We start from the raw sequence: 19057 nt of genomic DNA, 5'->3' as shown, positions 1-19057 counted from the left end.
GGTCAGCGCGCCGAGCTCGAGCGCCCGATCGCGTGGTACTCGATGCCGGCCTCGGCCATGGCATCGGGTTCGTAGAGATTACGACCATCAATAATGACAGGCGTTTTGAGCATGTTACGAATTTGCGAGAAATCCGGGCTGCGGAACACCTTCCATTCGGTCACGATCACGAGTGCGTCGGCATCCTTGAGCACGTCCATCTGGGCATTGCAGAACTGGATGCGCGCCATGGCGTCCGGAATATCGGCCAGATCGAGCTCGATCACGCGACGCGCCTCTTCCATCGCCACCGGATCATGCACGCGCAACGACGCGCCGCGCGAAATCAGCTCGCGCGCCAGCACGCGGGACGGCGCCTCGCGCATATCGTCGGTATTCGGCTTGAATGCCAGTCCCCAGACGCCAAACGTCTTGCCTGTCAGATCCTCGCCAAATCGCTTGATGATCTTGTCGCCAAGCACCTGCTTCTGGGAATCGTTGACGGCCTCCACGGCCTCCAGCACGCGCATCGGCTTGCCGTGGGCGCTAGCCGTGCGCATCAGCGCCTGCACGTCCTTCGGGAAGCACGAACCGCCATAGCCTGCGCCGGCGTACAGGAAGCTATAGCCAATACGCGGATCCGAACCGATGCCGAGGCGCACGAGTTCGATGTCCGCACCGACCTCGTCGGCCAGATTGGCCAGCTCGTTCATAAAGGAGATACGCGTGGCCAGCATCGAGTTCGCGGCGTACTTGGTGAACTCGGCCGAACGGACATCCATATAGAACGTGCGCTCGTGGTTACGATTGAACGGCGAGTAGAGCTGACGCATGATCGCCTGCGCATGGCGGCCCGCAACGTCGGGCGCGCAGCCCAGCACGATACGGTCCGGACGCATGAAGTCTTCCACGGCCGCGCCTTCCTTCAGGAACTCGGGGTTCGACACCACCGAGAACTGCAGGTCTTCCAGACCGCGCGCGGCCAGTTCCTCGCGAATCACGGCGCTGACGCGATCGCCTGTGCCAACCGGCACGGTCGACTTGTCCACCACCACCTTGAAGCCGGTCATATGCCGGCCGATATTGCGGGCCGCTGCCAGCACGTACTTCAGATCCGCCGAGCCGTCTTCGTCCGGCGGGGTACCCACGGCGATGAACTGTACGTCGGCATGTTCGACGCTGGCGGCAACATCGGTCGAGAACGTCAGGCGGCCGGCCGCACGGTTGCGGTCAATCAGCTCTTTCAGGCCTGGTTCGTAGATCGGCACGCCGCCGGCATTCAGCAGCGCGATCTTCTTTTCGTCGACATCGAGGCAGAACACGGAGTTGCCGAGTTCGGCCAGACAGGCGCCGGTCACCAGACCGACATAGCCGCTACCGATAATCGTGACTTTCATTGCGGAAGCTCCAGAATAGTAATGATCTTGATCGCCCGGGGCATTGCGTGTAGCGGCTTAGCCCAGCGCTTCGGAGCGGCGTGGCGCATACGTTTCCCAGCGGTTGCAGCCAGGGCATTGCCAGTAGAAAAGGCGGGCACGGAAGCCACATTCACGGCAGGTATAACGCGCCAGATTGCGAGTGCGCAGTTGCAGCAGATCGCGGATGGCGGCCGTTTCCTGCGCCTGCGGGGCGACCACGGCATCCCCACCACCTTCGGCGGATTCGGCTGACTGCTCCTGCGCCGCCTGGTTCTCGGCGGCCTGTGCCTCGAAATACTTGGTCAAGGCGAGCAGCGTCGGCTGGCGACGCAGTTGCTCGCGCATCAAAGCAGCCGCGGCCACGGGGCCGTTCACTTCAAGTTCGGTGCGATACGCCGTATCGAGCAGTTCGGGGGCCAGGTTGCCCTTCAGTAGGCCGTGCAACCACTCCAGTGCCTTGCCCTGTTCGCCGAGCGTCGCATACGCCTTCACGACCTTGTCGGCGACGAGCGGCACATAGGCGGCATCCTGCGCTTCGATCGCTAGCCATTGCTTGAGCGCGCCTTCAGTGTCACCGCCTGCGGCGGAGACGTCGCCAAGCAGGATCGGCGCACGCACATTGGCGGGATTCTCCTGCATGGCACGGCGCAGCCATTCCACCGCATCCTCGGGACGCTTCTTCAGCAGCGCATCTTGGGCCAGCTCGCAGCAGAACTGGGCGATCTGTACGCGATAGTCCTGCTGGTCGAGTGCTTGCAGTTCGCGTGCCGCTTCGATGGCTTTCTGCCACTCCTTCTCGACTTCATACAGTTCGAGCAGCACACGCTTGGCCGAGGCCGCGTAGGGACCGGACATCAGCCGGCGCAGCGACTCTTCCGCACGGTCTAGCAGGCCGGCGCGCAGGAAGTCCTGCCCCAACTCATATAGCGCGTGTTCGCGTTCGGGCTCCGGCAGATCGGGACGCGTGGCAAGGTTCTGGTGCACGCGAATCGCGCGTTCGGTTTCGCCACGGCGGCGAAACAGCGCGCCGAGCGCGAAGTGAAGCTCGGTGGTTTCCGGATCGAGGCGCGCCACTTCGACAAAGGCGTCGATGGCCTGATCCGGTTGTTCGTTCAGCAGGAAATTGAGGCCCTTGAAGTACGAGCGCGGCAAGGCACCCTGCTCGCTGATGAGCTGGCGCAGATCAAAGCGTGCCGCCATCCAGCCTAGGCCAAAGACAAGTGGCAACGCCAGCAGCCACCAGGTTTCAAACATCATGGGTCAGACTTTCGGACCGACTACGTTATAAGGAACGCCGGGCTTGGCCTCGGGCGGCACTGCCTCGGCGGGCGACGTTGCCCGCGCTTCGCCAAGCGCCCGTCGCAAGCGCCCTGCCTCCATGCGCTGTCGCATCAGTCCTGGCGCCACGGCAGCCAATGCCGCGACGATGCCCAGGGCAAATGCTGCCAGCAGGATCAGGATCAGCGGCGCATGCCAGACCGCACCGAAGAACAGTTGCAGGGATGCATCGCCAGTGTTTCGCAGGGCCAGCACGAACAACAGGACGAACAGGACAATGCGGAAAATCCAGGCGACGAGTTTCATGCGGTCAGAGCCATCGAAATTGGATCGGAATCGTCAGGATATGCAGGAAACGCATCCGGACATCTCCGGCGACGGATTCCCGGCATTGTAACGGAATCACTTATGACAAACGGTAACCATTGGTCGCATCGCGACTAGGTCGGCTCAACAGTTGCGCAACAAAAAAGCGCCCCCGAGGGAGCGCTTTCCAACAGACTTCCAGTCAGGCCAGCAAGCCTTCCAGTCCGATCAGGACCGTACCAGATTGAGCTGACCATCATCGTGCAACGACGCCGGCGATTGCGAGCCAAGCTGCGATTGCCCGGATTTGCCGTGCGGGGCATGACCGTTGCCGTTCATGCCGCCGCCCTGCGCCACCGTACGATCGACGCGTTCGCGCAACTCCTTGCCAGCCTTGAAGTGCGGCACCCGTTTCTCGGGCACCAGCACTCGTTCGCCGGACTTGGGGTTGCGGCCCACGCGGGGCGGCCGCTTGTTCAAACCAAAACTGCCGAAACCTCGGATTTCGATGCGATGGCCATCGGCCAGCGCCTCGGACATCGCGTCGAGAATCGTTTTCACCGAGATGTCCGCATCCCGCAGCAGCAACTGCGGAAAGCGGGCAGCCAGTTTTTCGACGAGCTCTGACTTGGTCATGGGCGGTCTCGCTGCGCGCGGCGCGGCTCGATATTACTGGTTGTCCTGGCCGAGCTTGGCCTTCAGCAGTGCGCCGAGGTTGGTCGTGCCAGCCGTGCCGGTGTCAGCCTGGAACTTCTGCATCGCTTCTTGCTGCTCTGCGGAATCCTTGGCCTTGATCGACAGGTTGATGTTGCGCGACTTGCGGTCGACGTTCACCACCAGGGCGGTGATCTGCTCGCCTTCCTTCAGCACGTTGCGGGCGTCTTCCACGCGATCGGCGGAGATTTCCGAAGCGCGCAGGTAGCCTTCCACGTCGTCAGCCAGCTGCACCACGGCGCCCTTCGCGTCAACGGCCTTGATCGTGCCATTCACGAGCGAGCCCTTGTCGTTGGCCGAGATGAAGTTGTTGAACGGATCGCCCGACAGTTGCTTGATGCCCAGCGAGATGCGTTCCTTGTCGACGTCGATGCCCAGAACGACAGCTTCCACTTCGTCGCCCTTCTTGTACTTGCGCACGGCTTCTTCGCCCGACTCTTGCCACGACAGGTCGGACAGGTGCACCAGGCCGTCGATGCCGCCAGGCAGACCGATGAACACGCCGAAGTCGGTGATCGACTTGATCTGGCCGGTCAGCTTGTCGCCCTTCTTGTGGTTGCGGCTGAAATCGTCCCACGGATTGGCCTTGCACTGCTTCATGCCCAGGCTGATACGACGCTTGTCTTCGTCGATATCCAGAACCATGACTTCCACTTCGTCGCCCAGCTGGACAACCTTCGACGGAGCCACGTTCTTGTTGGTCCAGTCCATTTCGGACACGTGCACCAGACCTTCGATACCGGCTTCGATCTCGACGAACGCGCCGTAGTCGGTCAGGTTGGTCACCTTGCCGAACAGGCGGGTGCCTTGCGGGTAGCGGCGCGAGATGCCCACCCACGGATCTTCGCCCAGTTGCTTCACGCCCAGCGAGACGCGGTTCTTTTCCTGGTCGAACTTGAGGATCTTGGCGGTGATTTCCTGGCCAACCGACAGCACTTCGCTCGGGTGACGCACACGACGCCATGCCAGGTCGGTGATGTGCAACAGGCCGTCGATACCGCCGAGGTCCACGAACGCGCCGTAGTCGGTGATGTTCTTGACGATACCGTTGACGATCGCGCCTTCCTTCAGCGTTTCCATCAGCTTCTGACGCTCTTCGCCCAGCGTGGCTTCCACCACGGCGCGGCGCGACAGCACGACGTTGTTACGCTTGCGGTCGAGCTTGATGACCTTGAATTCCAGGGTCTTGCCTTCGTACGGCGTGGTGTCCTTGATCGGACGCACGTCGACGAGCGAACCCGGCAGGAAAGCACGGATGCCGTTGACCATGACGGTCAGGCCGCCCTTGACCTTGCCGGTCACGGTACCCGAGATGATCTCGCCGTCTTCCAGCGCCTTCTCGAGGTTCAGCCACGATGCCAGGCGCTTGGCCTTGTCGCGGGAAAGGATGGTGTCGCCATAGCCGTTCTCGAGCGCGTCGATGGCCACGGACACGTAGTCGCCGGCCTGCACTTCGAGTTCGCCCTGGTCGTTCAGGAACTCCTCCACCGGCACAAATGCCTCGGACTTGAGGCCGGCGTTGACGACCACGAAGTTGTGGTCGATGCGCACGACTTCAGCGGAAATCACTTCGCCAGCCTTCATATTGGAGCGGGCGATCGATTCCTCGAACAGTGCGGCAAAGGATTCGTTAGTTTGCAGGTCGGACATAAACGTAATTTAGCAATCCGCAGTACGCGGGCCGGCGCGACTATCGCGCTCAGTCTGCCTTGCGCAGCGGGGTCAAGTTGAACAACCGGTACCGGACGGGTTGGGTTCCGATACAGGTCCAGGTTGGCGCCTAGTGGTTTTAATCACCGCACTGCGGCGAACCACTCCAGCACCTGCGCCACCGCCTCTTCCACCGTCATTTCTGACGTATCGAGGCGATAAGCGCCTTCAGCGGGACGCAGCGGCGCGGCGGCACGGGTGCGATCCCGCGCGTCGCGTTCCTCAAGGTCACGCAAAAGGTCTTCGATATTAGCAGAAATTCCCTTATCAATCAATTGTTTATAGCGCCTACGAGCGCGGGCCTCCACGCTTGCGGTCAGGAACACCTTGAGCGGGGCATCCGGGAAGATCACCGTGCCCATGTCGCGGCCGTCGGCCACCAGGCCCGGGAGCTTGCGGAAGCCGCGCTGGAGTGCAGTCAACGCATCACGCACGGGCTGGTGCACGGCGATCGCGGACGCGCGGTTACCGATGGCTTCGAGGCGAATCGTCTGACTGACTTCCTCGCCGGACAGCCATACCCGGTCCGGGCCGAACTTGACATCGAGACGCGCGGCCATTTTTGCAAGGGTGTCGACGTCCTGCACGCCAACGTCTGCACGGTCGCTCGCCAGCGCCACGAGACGGTACAGCGCGCCGCTGTCGAGTAGATGAAAGCCGAGAGCATCCGCCACTTTGTGCGCCACGGTACCCTTACCGGATGCCGTCGGGCCATCAATGGTGATGACATCAACGATAGTCATTGATTATTACCAACGTAAAAACTATTAATTTCTAGAATCAATTGATACTCATTATCATTTGACTCATGGTTGCGCGGCTACCGGCCTTCCCTCTCCCGGCTCCCCCACAAAAGCGGTCGCGCAACCGCCCTGAATTCCCAAACGCGAGGCAATCTACCATGGCCAAGACCCTGACCTTCGGCATCATGCATCTGGGCATCGCTTTCAGCGTGACCTACGCCCTGACGGGCAGCCTGGCCATCAGCGGCGCGATTACATTCATCGAGCCCGCCGTGAACACGGTGGCTCACTACTTCTTCGACAAATTCTGGGAGCGCCGCGAACGCCAGGCCAAAACCCATGCAGCAACCCCCGAAGCAAAGACGGCGGCCCGTTACGCCGCCGCCTGATCATGGCCTCCCGGGCTGAGTGACCGCTTACCGCGCCACTCCGGCAAATACCTCGAAGTACTCGGGGAACGTCTTTGCCACACAGCCGGGGTCGTTGATCTTCACGGGCAACGGGCCGAATGCGGCCAACGAGAAACACATGGCCATCCGATGGTCATCATAGGTGCCAATTCCAGCAGCCGGGGTCTGCCACGTCGTCGGTGAGGCCGGCGGCGTCACTTTCAGGTAGTCAGCCCCCTCCTCCACCTCGGCGCCAAGCTTGCGCAGCTCCGTCGCCATCGCCGAGATGCGGTCCGTTTCCTTGACCCGCCAGCTGGCGATGTTGGTCAGCGTGGTGGTGCCCTCCGCGAACAGCGCGGCCACGGCCAGCGTCATCGCTGCATCAGGAATGTGATTGCAGTCGAGCTCGATGCCGTTGAGTCGGCCGTCGTCACGCTCGGTGCCGCGCACCTCAATCCAGTTGTCACCGGCCATCACGTTGGCGCCCATCCGGTTCAGCGCATCGGCAAACCGAACATCGCCCTGGATACTCGCCATGCCCACACCTTCCACGCGTACCGGGCCACCGCCGATGGCGCCCGCCGCCAGGAAGTACGATGCCGTGGACGCATCGCCCTCAACGTAAATCTCGCCCGGCGAACGGTACCGCGCGCCGGCCGGCAGGATAAAGCGCTCCCAGCCCTGTCTCTCAACGGCAATACCAAAGCGTGCCAGCAAGTTCAACGTGATCTCGATATACGGCTTCGAAATCAATTCGCCGACCACTTCTATCTCGATGCGACCCGATTGCGCCTGGGCCATTGGCAACGTCATCAACAGCGCGGTCAGGAACTGGCTCGATACATCGCCGCGCACACGGATCGGTGCATCAATGCGAATCTGCGCCGGGTTGATCTGCAAAGGCGGGTAGCCGGGCGTGCCCAGGTAATCCACCGATGCGCCGACCTGCCGCAGGCCATCGACCAGATCGCCGATCGGCCGCTCATGCATCCGCTGCACGCCGCTCAACTTGTACGTACCGCCTTGCAGCGCCAGTGCGGCGGTCAACGGCCGGATCGCGGTGCCGGCATTACCCATGAACAGTTCTGCCGCCTTGTTCGGGAAATTTCCGCCCACGCCGGACACGATGCAGTCGTTGCCCTCGCGCCGCCATGCCACGCCGAGTACCTTGAGCGCTTCGAGCATGACGCGCGTGTCGTCGGAATCGAGCAGGTCGCGGACGCGCGTCTCGCCGGTGGCGAGCGCCGACAGCAGCAGCACGCGATTGGAGATGCTCTTGGAGCCGGGCAGGCGCACCGTGCCGGAAGCACGGGTCAGGGGGCCGAGGGTCAGTTGTTCCATGTTTTCTGCAGCATGGCCGTTGCGCGCCGCGCGCGCTGGCGGCATCAGGGTTCGACGTTGTTGGCAGCCGTCCGTGCGGCGCCCCATTTCAGGCGTGTGTCGCTGGCACGCGCGAACAGCCGTTCGAGCGCCGCGCCATCGCCTTCCTTGATCTTGGTCTTCAGATGCGCCAGCACGGACTCGTAGATACTGATCTCGCGCAGCAACGCATCCTTGTTGGCGATGCAGATATCGCGCCACATCTCTGGCGACGACGCCGCGATGCGCGTGAAGTCGCGGAAGCCACCGCCCGCAAAGTCCAGCTTCAGTGCCGCGTCCTCCGCGTTGGCCACCTGGGCCACGAGCGCGTACGACAGCAGATGCGGCAGGTGGCTGACCGACGCAAACACGGCATCGTGTTGCACGGCCGACATCACGTGGCAATCAGCACCCGTGGCTTCCCACATGGCGCGCACAGCGGCCACGTCCGCCCGCGAGTTTTCCTGCAACGGGCAAAGCACCACCTTCTTGCCTGCGTAGAGGTCGTCGAGCGCAGCCTCCACGCCGTTCAGCTCACGACCCGCGATCGGATGGGCGGGCACGAACTGGGCAACCTTGTCGCCGAGCGCGGTCTTGGCCGCCATGATGACGTCGGACTTGGTGCTGCCTGCGTCGGTCACGATCGTGCCCGGCTGCAGATGTGGTTCCAGCGCGTGGAGCAGTGCGAAATTCTGCGCCACGGGCGCGCACAGCACCACCAGACTTGCGCCTCGCATCGCGTCCTCAAGCGATGCGGCCTCGTCGATGACGCCGAGCGCCTTGGCCTTGTCCAGCGACGCCGCAGAACGGCCTACACCCACGACCGTCCCCACCACGCCCGCGCGCTTGAGCGACAGCGCCAGCGATCCGCCAATCAGGCCGACGCCGACAATCACGACTTTCGAAAAATGCAATGCGCTCACGGTTTCAGACATGCTTGAGTTTCACTTCAGGGCCTGTTCCAGCGCCGCGATAAACGCGTCGTTCTCTTCCGGCAGACCGATCGTCACGCGCAGCCACTGCGGCAGGCCATAGTTGGCCACGGGGCGCACGATCACACCTTGCTTCAGCAGCGCCAGATTGACCCGCGCGCCAGCGCCATCGTCGCCACCCACGCGAACCATGACAAAGTTGCCGGACGATTTCACGTACTCGAGCCCACTCCGCTCGAACGCTTCCACCAGCCGCGCCTTGCCCTGACGATTCAATTCGGCGCTGCGTTGCAGAAACGCCGTATCGTCGAGCGCTGCCACAGCAGCAGCCTGTGCGAGGCTGTTGACGTTGAACGGCTGTCGCACACGGTTCAGCAGATCGGTAAGCTGGGGCTGTGCCACGCCATAGCCGACCCGCAGCCCCGCCAGCCCATAGGCCTTCGAGAACGTCCGCGACACCATCAGGTTCGGATACTTGCGCACCCAGGCAACCGATTCGTACTGCTGGCCCGCATCGAGATACTCGTTGTAGGCCTCATCCAGCACAACCACCACATGCGGCGGCACCTTGGCCAGAAAAGCCTCGATCTCGGCGGCGGACACGAATGTGCCTGTCGGGTTATTCGGATTGGCGATGAAGACGAGCTTGGTGTCGGGCGCAATCGCCGCAGCCATCGCATCGAGATCGTGCCCATAGTCGCGCGACTTGACCTCGATGGCGCGCGCGCCAACTTCCTGCGTAGCCAGTGCGTAGACCGCAAACGAGTACTCGGCGTAGACGATCGACTCGCCATTGCGCACCAATGCGTGCGCGGCCAGTTCCAGAATGTCGTTGCTACCGTTGCCGAGCGTCAGCCACTCGGCCGGCACATCGTATTTCTCCGACAGCTTCGCCTTCAGCTCGAAGCCGTTGCTGTCCGGATAGCGGCCCAGATCCTCCGTCGCGGCGGCGATAGCCGCCTTTGCCGAGGCCGGCATGCCAAGCGGGTTCTCGTTCGACGCCAGCTTGACGATGCGCGCCTCGTCGAGTCCGAATTCGCGAGCCACTTCCGAGATCGGCTTGCCCGCGATATACGGCGAGATCTTGCGCACATAGGACGGACCAAAGTAGTCAGCCGCGTTCTCCTGCACTGCCATGTCTGTCTCCTCGCTGCCGTTATTTGCTGGATGGGTACGAGCCCAGCACCTTCAGGTACGCGGCATTGCGACGCAGCGTCTCGATCGCCCGCGTCACGGCCGGTTCGTGCTGATGGCCTTCCACATCCACGTAGAAGTAGTACTCCCACGCGCCGCTGCGCGCCGGGCGCGACTCAAACCGGCACATCGACACGCCATTCTCGGCCAGTGGCGCCAGCAGTTGATACACGGCGCCCGCCTTGTTCGGCACCGACAGGATCAACGAGGTCTGATCGCTGCCAGAAGGCTCGGTCTCATAGCGGCCGATCACTGCGAAACGGGTGCGATTGTGCGGATCGTCCTGGATGTGCGAACGGATAATGTGCAGGTGATAGCGATTGGCCGCCGATTCACCGGCAATCGCCGCAACGGTAGGGTCCTCACTGGCCATGCGCGCGGCCTCGGCATTGCTGGACACAGCCTGGCGCTCCAGATGCGGATAGTTCGCGGACAGCCAGTTCTGGCACTGCGCGAGCGCCTGCGCATGAGCACGCACGACGGTCACACCCTTCATGTCCGGCGTGGATGCCATAAGGTTGTGGTGGACCTTCAGCGCGATCTCGCCACTGATCTTGAGCGACGTCTGCAGGAACAGATCGAGCGTGCGCGACACCGCGCCCTCGGTCGAGTTCTCTACCGGCACCACGCCGTACTCGACGGTACCGGCCTCCACGGCGCGGAACACCTCGTCAATGCTGGGGCACGGCACGCCCGTCACCTCGTGGCCGAAGTGCGCGTAGAGCGCCTGCTCGGAAAACGTTCCGGCCGGGCCCAGGAAGGCGATCTCAAGCGGCTTTTCCAGGCCGCGGCACGCGGACATCACCTCGCGCCAGATCGATGCCACGCTTTCGTCGAGCAGCGGTCCGGGGTTGGCGCCCTGCACCTTGCGGATCACCTGCAACTCGCGTTCGGGACGGAATACCGGGGCGCCGTACTTCTTCTTGACCTCGCCCACGTCGAGGGCGAGCTGGGCGCGACGATTGAGCAGCGCCAGCAGTTCACGGTCGACGGTGTCGATCTGGGTGCGCAGTGGCGCCAGATCGGCCGACAACGCCTGCTCCTGCGCGCTGGGTCCAGGAGCGTCCTGGCGCCCGGCTTCCTGTGCGGGGGCATCGGCGGCGGGGGACTTGTCTTGCTCTGTCATATCAAGGCCTGGCGGGCCGCGCGAAAAGGCGGCCTCGGAAAGTCTGGGGCGAAGCCACGCCGCGCGCATGGCTGTGCGCGGCGCGACGCTTTGACCGCCGTCAGGCGGCGGTACGCTCGAATTCGCGCATGAACTCGATCAGCGCGGTAACACCCTCGAGCGGCATCGCGTTGTAGATGCTTGCACGCATTCCGCCCACGGACTTGTGGCCCTTGAGCTGTACCAGGCCGTTCGCGCGCGCCTGGGTCAGGAACGCTTCGTTGCGCGATTCGTCGCGCAGGAAGAACGGTACGTTCATGCGCGAGCGGCAGCTGGGGTCGATTTCGTTGCGGTAGAAGTCGCTCTGGTCCAGGAAGTCGTACAGCGCGCGCGCCTTGGCGATATTGCGCTGCTCGATCGCGGGCACACCTCCCTGAGCCTTGAGCCACTTGAACACGAGCCCGGCGATGTAGATCGCATAGGTGGGCGGCGTGTTGTACATCGAATCATATTCGGCCACGAGGCGCCAGTTGAACGCCGACGGGCACAGCGGATGCGCGAAACCGATCAGGTCTTCGCGCACGATGACGATCGTCACACCGGCCGGGCCGATGTTCTTCTGGGCGCCGCCATAGACCACCTGCACGCGCGACCAGTCGATCGGGCGCGAAAGGATGTGGCTCGACGCATCGGCCACGACGATGCGGCCCTTGTCGTGCGTGCCGGTCTGGCCAATGTCGGGGATCTCCTGGAACTCCGTGCCAACGATCGTCTCATTGGTGCACAGGTGCACGTACGCGGCATCGTCCGACAGCTTCCACGATGCCACATCCGGGATCTTGTGCCACTTCTGGTCCTGGCTCGAAGCCACGATGTTGACTTCGCTGTAGCGACGCGCTTCCTGCTCGGTCTTGACGGACCACGTGCCGGTCACGACGAAATCGGTCTTCGGCTTTGCTGCGTTGATGCGACTGGCAAGATTCAGCGGCACGATGCCGTTCTCGCCGATCGCACCGCCTTGCAGGAACAGGATGCGGAAATTCTTGGGCACCTGCAGCAGTTCGCGCAGGTCAGCCAGCGCCTCGTTGTGAATTCCTTCGAACTCACGGCTGCGGTGGCTCATCTCCATCACAGATACACCCGTGCCGCGCCACGACAGCATTTCCTCGGCGGCCTGATGCAGGACTTCAGTCGGCAGGGCGGCCGGACCAGGCGAGAAATTGAACACGCGCTCGGCCAGGGAACGTTGCAGGCCGACGAGGGCGGGATTCTGGGGATCGTTCATGGAGGGAAGATGGAAAAATGGCTGCCGGTTTGAACCAAGCAGCCATTATCCCTCAAACCCACGCCCCTTGGACACCATGGGTGCCGGCCAGGGGCGGCGTGAGCGGCAGACCAGCCCGGGAGAATGCCCCACAGGCCAGCCACCGATCACCTGCGGATCACTTGCCGATCACTTCGCAGCGGCGGCGATTTCCTTCTCGGCGGCGTCACGCATCGACTTGCCAACCTGCGGGCCGTACTTCTGCATCATCGAACCCCAGATTTCCTGAGTGGCCTTGCCCTGGTTGGCCATGAACTTCTGGCCGGTCGGCGACTTCAGGAACGTGGTCAGGTCCTTGATTTCCTGCGTGGAGTAGTACTTGCCGAAGGCGTCGTAGTGAGCCTTGAGGGCGTCCTGCTTGAACGCATCGGTCGAGAAGGCCGTGCCGGCGCCATCGACCATGCGCTGTACAGCGCCGTTCTTCTTGAGCTTCTCGACAGCAGCTTGCTTCTGTTTGTCGTTCAGCGTCTTGTTCTCAACCAGCACCTGCTCCAGCACCAGCGGCGCTTCCTGCTTCGCGCCCTGCTGCCAGTTGTCGGCCTGACCCTTGACAGCCTGATCGGCCTGCATGACGGTCAGCAGTTCCTTGATGGCCGCGGTCTTATCCTTGTCGTCCGCCTGTGCATGCGCGGCTTGCGCCAGCATCATCATCGGAGCAACTGCAGCCAGAATAGCGATACGTCGATAGGTTTTGAGCATTATGACTCCCTGGAAAATAAGTCCGGATTAGTCCGCACGGCCGTCTGGCGAGTTCCGACCGTGGTTCCAATGTTGCAACAAATTACGAATTCGCATCCGCGTCAGTGGCTCCGGCATCGGTGGCGCCCGCGGCATCATCAGCCGCTTCGCCCTCCTCTGCCCCCGAGCCGTTGTCCGCGTCGCTTTCCACGATGCGCTGCAGACCCGACAGCTTGGTGCCCTCGTCGACGTTGATCAACGTCACACCCTGCGTAGCACGACCCATCTCGCGGATTTCGGCCACGCGGGTGCGAATCAGCACGCCGCCGGTCGTGATCAGCATGATTTCATCTTCGGGCGAAACCAGCGCCGCAGCCACCACGCGGCCATTGCGCTCGCTCGTCTGGATCGCAATCATGCCCTTGGTGCCACGTCCGTGTCGAGTGTATTCGGAGATCGGAGTGCGCTTGCCGTAACCATTCTCGGTTGCAGTCAGGACACTGCCCACCGGAGACATGTCTCCCTCTGCCACCGACGATTCCGTTTCCGCGGATTCGGCCGGCGCAACCAGCATGGCGATCACGGCCTGACCTTCATCGAGGTTCATGCCGCGGACACCACGCGCCTGCCGGCCCATCGGACGCACGTCGTTCTCATCGAATCGCACGGCCTTGCCGGCGTCGGAGAACAGCATCACGTCGTGCTGACCGTCGGTCACGGCAGCACCGATCAGGAAGTCGCCCTCGTCGAGATCGACGGCGATGATGCCCGCCTTGCGCGGATTCGAGAAATCGGTGAGCACAGTCTTCTTCACCGTGCCACGCGCCGTGGCCATGAAGATAAAGTGCTCGGCATCGAACTGGCGCACCGGCAGGATGACGTTGATCTTCTCGCCGTCGGCCAGCGGGAACATGTTCACGATCGGCCGTCCACGCGAATTGCGCGAGCCCTGCGGCACCTCATAGACCTTCAGCCAGTACAGCCGGCCCCGGTTCGAGAAGCACAGGATGTAGTCGTGCGTGTTTGCGACGAACAGCGTGTCGATCCAGTCGTCTTCCTTCGTCGCCGTCGCCAGCTTGCCGCGTCCACCACGCTTCTGCGCGCGGTACTCGGAAATCGGCTGGCTCTTCATATAGCCGGAATGCGACAGCGTCACGACCATGTCCTGCGGCGTGATCAGGTCCTCGGTATCGAGTTCGGTCGCGTTCAGCTCGATCTGCGAACGGCGCTCATCACCGAATTCCGCCCGGATCGCTCCAAGCTCGTCAGTGATGATCGTCGCGATGCGCTCCGGGCGGGCCAGGATGTCGAGCAGATCGGCGATCAGGCCCATGACCTCACGGTACTCCTGGACAATCTTGTCCTGCTCGAGCCCCGTGAGGCGTTGCAGGCGCATTTGCAGGATTTCCTGAGCCTGACCGTCGGACAGGCGATACAGGCCATCCGGCTGCATGCCGAACACCGCCGGCAGACCGTCCGGGCGGTACGACGCGCGGCCGCCCGCAGTGTCGCTTTCGGCACGTGCCAGCATTTCGCGCACCAGACCCGAATCCCAGGGCTTCGACATCAGCTCCTGCTTCGCGATCGGCGGCGTCGGCGCAGCCTTGATGATCGCGATGAACTCGTCGATGTTGGCCAGCGCCACGGCCAGGCCTTCCAGCACATGACCACGCTCGCGCGCCTTGCGCAGTTCGAACACGGTGCGGCGGGTGACCACCTCGCGCCGGTGCGACAGGAACGCATCCAGCATCTGGCGCAAGTTCAGCAGGCGCGGCTGGCCATCGACCAGGGCCACCATGTTCATGCCGAAGGTGTCCTGGAGCTGGGTGTTCTTATATAGGTTGTTCAGAACGACCTCGGGCACCTCATTGCGCTTGAGTTCGATCACCACACGCATACCTGACTTGTCAGATTCGTCGCGGATGTCCGAAATGCCTTCGACCTTCTTCTCGGTCACCAGCTCGGCAATGCGCTCGAGCAGTGTCCGCTTGTTCACCTGGTACGGCAGCTCGTCGACGATGATCGCCTGGCGCTGGCCCCGGTCGATGTCCTCGAAGTGCGTGCGGGCGCGCATGACCACACGGCCGCGGCCGGTGCGGTAGCCTTCGCGCACACCCTGGATGCCATAGATAATGCCGGCGGTCGGAAAATCGGGCGCCGGCACCAATTCGATCAGTTCATCGACGGTGGCATCGGGATTACGCAGCAGATGCAGACAGGCATCGACAACCTCATTGAGGTTATGCGGCGGAATATTGGTGGCCATGCCGACCGCAATACCCGACGAACCATTGATCAGAAGATTCGGAATACGTGCCGGCAAAATGCCAGGCTCTTTCTCCGAACCGTCATAGTTCGGTTCGAAATCGACAGTTTCCTTGTCAATATCCTGAAGCATTTCATGGGCAATCTTCGACAGGCGGATTTCGGTATAACGCATTGCCGCCGCGTTATCTCCATCCACCGAACCGAAGTTGCCCTGACCGTCGACCAGCATGTAGCGCAGGGAGAAATTCTGCGCCATACGCACGATCGTGTCGTACACCGCGGTATCGCCGTGCGGGTGATATTTACCAATCACATCGCCGACGATACGGGCCGACTTCTTGTACGGCCGGTTCCAGTCGTTGTTGAGCTCATGCATCGCAAACAGCACGCGCCGGTGTACCGGTTTCAGGCCGTCCCGAACGTCGGGAAGCGCGCGCCCCACGATTACGCTCATTGCGTAATCCAGGTATGAGCGGCGCATTTCCTCTTCCAGTGAGACCGGAAGGGTTTCTTTGGCGAATTGATCCATTGCGACGTGGTTTATGCGGCGGGTTTAGGCAAATGGGACTCCGATTCCCGCATGACGGAGACCGGCATACGGCATCGGGCGAACATGGCATTCTATCATGCACGCACCCCCCTTCCCGACCCTGCGGGAACCCCTCGCTCCCGCCCCTCGACGGCGCTTTCAGCGACCACCCCCTCACCCGGCAACCCCATATGGGACAAGGCTTTGCGGGCGCCGCAAGGCGGATGTTGCACAAACACCACAGGCCCAAAACCGCTTGGTTGAATCGAATATATTTACTTCTTAGGAAACGAGCCTTGTGGCACAATTCCCCAGCGAAGAGCCAGACGTTGTTCGAAGTGGATCATGCTCCACGTCGAGAATGTTATACTCCGAAGAATGTATGACTTGTTTTCGTCCATTTGCTCGCAGTAACCCTGCGGTGATCTCATCCTGAGAGGAGAAATATGAAAAAATTTGCCAAGCTCGCGCTCGTTGCAGCTACCGCAGTAATGGCTGCATCCGCTCAAGCCCAGTCCGTCCCCTATGAAAAGAAGGCAGTGAACGACAACTGGGGCAACGGTACGAGCGAGTACGTGTGGAAGAATGGCACGAACGAGCTCTGCTGGCGCGACAGCTCCTGGACCCCGGCAACGGCCAATGCACAGTGCGATGGCGCGCTGGCTCCGGCTGCTGCGGCTCCGGCCCCGACCCCGGTGGCACCGCCGGTTGTGTCGAGCGAGAAGGTCACTTTCGCTGCTGACACCCTGTTCGACTTCGACAAGGCTGTTCTGAAGCCCGAAGGCAAGGCCAAGCTGGACGACCTGGTTTCGAAGCTGCAAGGCATCACCCTGGAAGTGATCATCGCTGTTGGTCACACCGATTCGTTCGGTTCGGACAAGTACAACGATCGCCTGTCGATCCGTCGTGCTGAGTCGGTCAAGGCCTACCTGGTGAGCAAGGGCGTTGAAGCCAACCGCGTGTACACCGAAGGCAAGGGCAAGCGTCAGCTGAAGGTTGATCCGAAGTCGTGCAAGGGCAACCGCACTGCTCAGATCGCCTGCCAGCAGCCGAACCGTCGCGTGGAAGTCGAAGTGGTCGGCACCCGCAGCGCACGTTAATCGGATCCTCTCCGATGAAGAAAAGCCCAGCGCAAGCTGGGCTTTTTTTTTGGTAAAGTTGCCGCAGACTTCTCACCTGATTTGCCGCTCGCCGGCACCCATGATGTCGCAATCGACCACCCTGCACTCCACTCCCGATACGCCAAGCAGCCGCAACGCCGATCCGAAGGAGATCGACAAGTTCAGCGAGCTGGCCCACCGCTGGTGGGACCCCAACAGCGAGTTCAAGCCGCTGCATGACCTCAACCCGCTGCGCCTGGGCTGGATCGACGACATTGCCCACCTGTCGGGCAAGCAGGTCATCGACGTCGGCTGCGGAGGCGGCATCCTTTCCGAAAGCATGGCCCGCGCGGGCGCTACCGTGCGTGGCATCGACCTGTCTACGAAGGCGCTCAAGGTCGCCGACCTGCACAGCCTGGAATCGGGCGTGGCGGTGACCTACGAGGAGATCGCCGTCGAGGACCTGGCGGCCCGCGCGCCGGCCAGCGTCGACGTGGTGACGTGCATGGAAATGCTGGAGCATGTGCCCGACCCCCAGTCGATCGTGCGCGCGTGCATGACGCTCGCAAAGCCGGGCGGCTACGTCTTCTTCTCGACCATCAACCGCAACCTCAAGGCGTACCTGCTTGCCGTCGTCGGCGCCGAGTACGTATTGAACATGCTGCCGCGCGGCACGCACGACTACGAGAAATTCATCACGCCATCCGAACTCGCCCGCTTCGCGCGAAATGCCGGACTGGACATGATCGAGATGCGCGGCATGACCTACAACCCGTTGACGCAGATCTACTCGCTTGGCCGCGACACCGACGTCAATTACATGATGGCTTTCCGCAAGCCTTGAACCATGATGACGTTCGACGCAGTTTTCTTCGATCTTGACGGCACACTTGCCGATACCGCTCCTGACCTCGCCGCTGCCGCGAACCGGCTGGTCATCGAACATGGCATGTTGCCAGTCGCGTACGAACGGCTCCGTCCGGTAGCTTCGCACGGCGCGCGTGGCCTGCTCGGTGTGGCGTTCGGCAAGCGCCCGGAGGATCCCGAGTTCCCGGCCTTGCGCGACGCGTTCCTTGACTACTACGAGGCCGATATCGCCGTCCATACGCGCCTGTTCGAGGGGATGGACCAGGTGCTGGCGCAACTGGAGTCCACGGGCATTCGCTGGGGCATCGTGACCAACAAGATTGCCCGCTTCACCGTGCCGCTGGTCAATGCGATCGGCCTGACGCCACGCGCCTCGGCCGTGGTCAGTGGTGACACCACCCCTTACGCCAAGCCCCACCCCGCACCGCTGCTGCGAGCTGCGGAATTGAGCGGCGTGGCGCCCGGCCGGTGCATATACGTCGGCGACGATCTGCGCGACATTCAGGCTGGCCAGGCCGCCGGCATGACCACGGTCGCAGCGGCATACGGCTACTGCGGCGAAGCTGAACCTCCGGAAACCTGGGGCGCCGACTACCTGATCCGCCATCCAGCGGAACTGCTACCGCTATTCTCCTGACCAAGGAACAGAACCACGCGGAGTGCGTCGAAAGCAGGTACAATCCATGTTCTTTCGCGTTTTGACGCACATAGGGGCCGACCTGGTTTCGACGTGGGTTACAAAGCAGTGGAGGGCATACCGAGGACCCGTCACCTCGTTAATCAATGGGAATGCAATAACTGCTAACGACGAACGTTACGCACTGGCAGCCTAAGGGCCGCCGTCCTCGCACTGGCTCGCTGACGGGCTAGGGTTCGCAAGAACCAGCGAGGTCATTTACGTCAGATAAGCTTTGGGAGTGTCACGGGCCCGAGGACGAAAACCTAGTGACTCGCCGTCGTAGAGCGTGTTCGTCCGCGATGCGCCGGTTAAATCAAATGACAGAACTAAGTATGTAGAACTCTCTGTGGAGGGCTTGCGGACGCGGGTTCGATTCCCGCCGGCTCCACCACTATTTGAAAAACCAACCGTTCTCGGTTGGTTTTTTTTCGTCTGTTCCCCCCAGTGTTGGCGTGGTTTCCAGGCCTGGTCTCACGAGCGCCACC

At 62.2% G+C, this 19057-nt stretch carries 17 protein-coding genes and 1 other RNA gene; 5 read left to right on the top strand and 13 right to left on the bottom strand.

The window, feature by feature from the left end; all coding sequences use genetic code 11:
* Window positions 1-2: 2 nt before the first annotated feature.
* From B2246_RS03700 to cmk, 6 genes are all read right to left on the bottom strand, one after another.
* Window positions 3-1376: a UDP-glucose dehydrogenase family protein gene (locus tag B2246_RS03700; RefSeq protein WP_008643662.1), complete on the bottom strand. Its 1374-nt coding sequence runs from the start codon at window positions 1374-1376 to the stop codon at window positions 3-5.
* Window positions 1377-1433: 57 nt separating this feature from the next.
* Complete coding sequence (gene lapB, locus B2246_RS03695) at window positions 1434-2654, bottom strand: lipopolysaccharide assembly protein LapB (RefSeq protein WP_008643661.1); 1221 nt, start codon at window positions 2652-2654, stop codon at window positions 1434-1436.
* A 3-nt stretch (window positions 2655-2657) separates the two neighbouring features.
* The gene (locus B2246_RS03690; RefSeq protein WP_008643660.1) at window positions 2658-2981 is read right to left on the bottom strand and encodes a LapA family protein; all 324 of its coding nucleotides are present in this window, start codon (window positions 2979-2981) and stop codon (window positions 2658-2660) included.
* A gap of 228 nt (window positions 2982-3209) precedes the next feature.
* Window positions 3210-3617 (bottom strand): integration host factor subunit beta, encoded by a 408-nt coding sequence (locus B2246_RS03685; protein ID WP_008643659.1) that lies wholly within the window; start codon window positions 3615-3617, stop codon window positions 3210-3212.
* A 33-nt stretch (window positions 3618-3650) separates the two neighbouring features.
* Entirely contained in the window at window positions 3651-5345 is a 1695-nt protein-coding gene (rpsA, locus tag B2246_RS03680) for a 30S ribosomal protein S1 (protein ID WP_008643658.1), read from the bottom strand.
* Window positions 5346-5488: 143 nt separating this feature from the next.
* Window positions 5489-6148 (bottom strand): (d)CMP kinase, encoded by a 660-nt coding sequence (gene cmk, locus B2246_RS03675; RefSeq protein WP_008643657.1) that lies wholly within the window; start codon window positions 6146-6148, stop codon window positions 5489-5491.
* A gap of 158 nt (window positions 6149-6306) precedes the next feature.
* On the opposite strand from cmk, the gene B2246_RS03670 reads away from it, so the two are divergent.
* Window positions 6307-6537, top strand: coding sequence for a DUF2061 domain-containing protein (locus B2246_RS03670; RefSeq protein ID WP_008643656.1), 231 nt, complete (start codon window positions 6307-6309; stop codon window positions 6535-6537).
* Between the two features lie 27 nt (window positions 6538-6564).
* Here B2246_RS03670 and aroA read toward each other — a convergent pair whose 3' ends face one another.
* From aroA to gyrA, 7 genes are all read right to left on the bottom strand, one after another.
* Window positions 6565-7878 (bottom strand): 3-phosphoshikimate 1-carboxyvinyltransferase, encoded by a 1314-nt coding sequence (gene aroA / locus B2246_RS03665; protein ID WP_008643655.1) that lies wholly within the window; start codon window positions 7876-7878, stop codon window positions 6565-6567.
* Between the two features lie 44 nt (window positions 7879-7922).
* Window positions 7923-8831, bottom strand: a complete 909-nt coding sequence (locus tag B2246_RS03660; RefSeq protein WP_008643654.1) for a prephenate dehydrogenase — start codon at window positions 8829-8831, stop codon at window positions 7923-7925.
* A gap of 9 nt (window positions 8832-8840) precedes the next feature.
* The gene (hisC, locus tag B2246_RS03655; protein ID WP_008643653.1) at window positions 8841-9965 is read right to left on the bottom strand and encodes a histidinol-phosphate transaminase; all 1125 of its coding nucleotides are present in this window, start codon (window positions 9963-9965) and stop codon (window positions 8841-8843) included.
* A 19-nt stretch (window positions 9966-9984) separates the two neighbouring features.
* Window positions 9985-11148 (bottom strand): prephenate dehydratase, encoded by a 1164-nt coding sequence (gene pheA / locus B2246_RS03650; protein WP_040010928.1) that lies wholly within the window; start codon window positions 11146-11148, stop codon window positions 9985-9987.
* Between the two features lie 100 nt (window positions 11149-11248).
* On the bottom strand, window positions 11249-12412 hold the full coding sequence (gene serC, locus B2246_RS03645; protein WP_008643651.1) for a 3-phosphoserine/phosphohydroxythreonine transaminase: 1164 nt from the start codon (window positions 12410-12412) through the stop codon (window positions 11249-11251).
* A 168-nt stretch (window positions 12413-12580) separates the two neighbouring features.
* The gene (locus tag B2246_RS03640; RefSeq protein WP_008643650.1) at window positions 12581-13150 is read right to left on the bottom strand and encodes a DUF2059 domain-containing protein; all 570 of its coding nucleotides are present in this window, start codon (window positions 13148-13150) and stop codon (window positions 12581-12583) included.
* 82 nt (window positions 13151-13232) lie between these two features.
* The gene (gene gyrA, locus B2246_RS03635; protein WP_008643649.1) at window positions 13233-15926 is read right to left on the bottom strand and encodes a DNA gyrase subunit A; all 2694 of its coding nucleotides are present in this window, start codon (window positions 15924-15926) and stop codon (window positions 13233-13235) included.
* A 446-nt stretch (window positions 15927-16372) separates the two neighbouring features.
* On the opposite strand from gyrA, the gene ompA reads away from it, so the two are divergent.
* The 4 genes from ompA (at window position 16373) to ssrA (ending at window position 18963) form a co-directional block, all read left to right on the top strand.
* Window positions 16373-17026, top strand: a complete 654-nt coding sequence (gene ompA / locus B2246_RS03630; RefSeq protein ID WP_008643648.1) for an outer membrane protein OmpA — start codon at window positions 16373-16375, stop codon at window positions 17024-17026.
* Window positions 17027-17126: 100 nt separating this feature from the next.
* On the top strand, window positions 17127-17870 hold the full coding sequence (gene ubiG / locus B2246_RS03625) for a bifunctional 2-polyprenyl-6-hydroxyphenol methylase/3-demethylubiquinol 3-O-methyltransferase UbiG (RefSeq protein ID WP_017515205.1): 744 nt from the start codon (window positions 17127-17129) through the stop codon (window positions 17868-17870).
* A 3-nt stretch (window positions 17871-17873) separates the two neighbouring features.
* Window positions 17874-18530 (top strand): phosphoglycolate phosphatase, encoded by a 657-nt coding sequence (gene gph, locus B2246_RS03620; protein WP_024570694.1) that lies wholly within the window; start codon window positions 17874-17876, stop codon window positions 18528-18530.
* Between the two features lie 73 nt (window positions 18531-18603).
* Window positions 18604-18963, top strand: a transfer-messenger RNA (tmRNA) gene (ssrA, locus tag B2246_RS03615).
* Window positions 18964-19057 lie beyond the last annotated feature (94 nt).

The organism is Cupriavidus sp. UBA2010, assembly GCF_002335265.1.
GTDB classification, from domain to species: Bacteria; Pseudomonadota; Gammaproteobacteria; order Burkholderiales; family Burkholderiaceae; genus Cupriavidus; species Cupriavidus metallidurans.
Note: the sequence above shows the minus strand (reverse complement) of the source record. Positions and strands in the feature narration are given on the sequence as shown.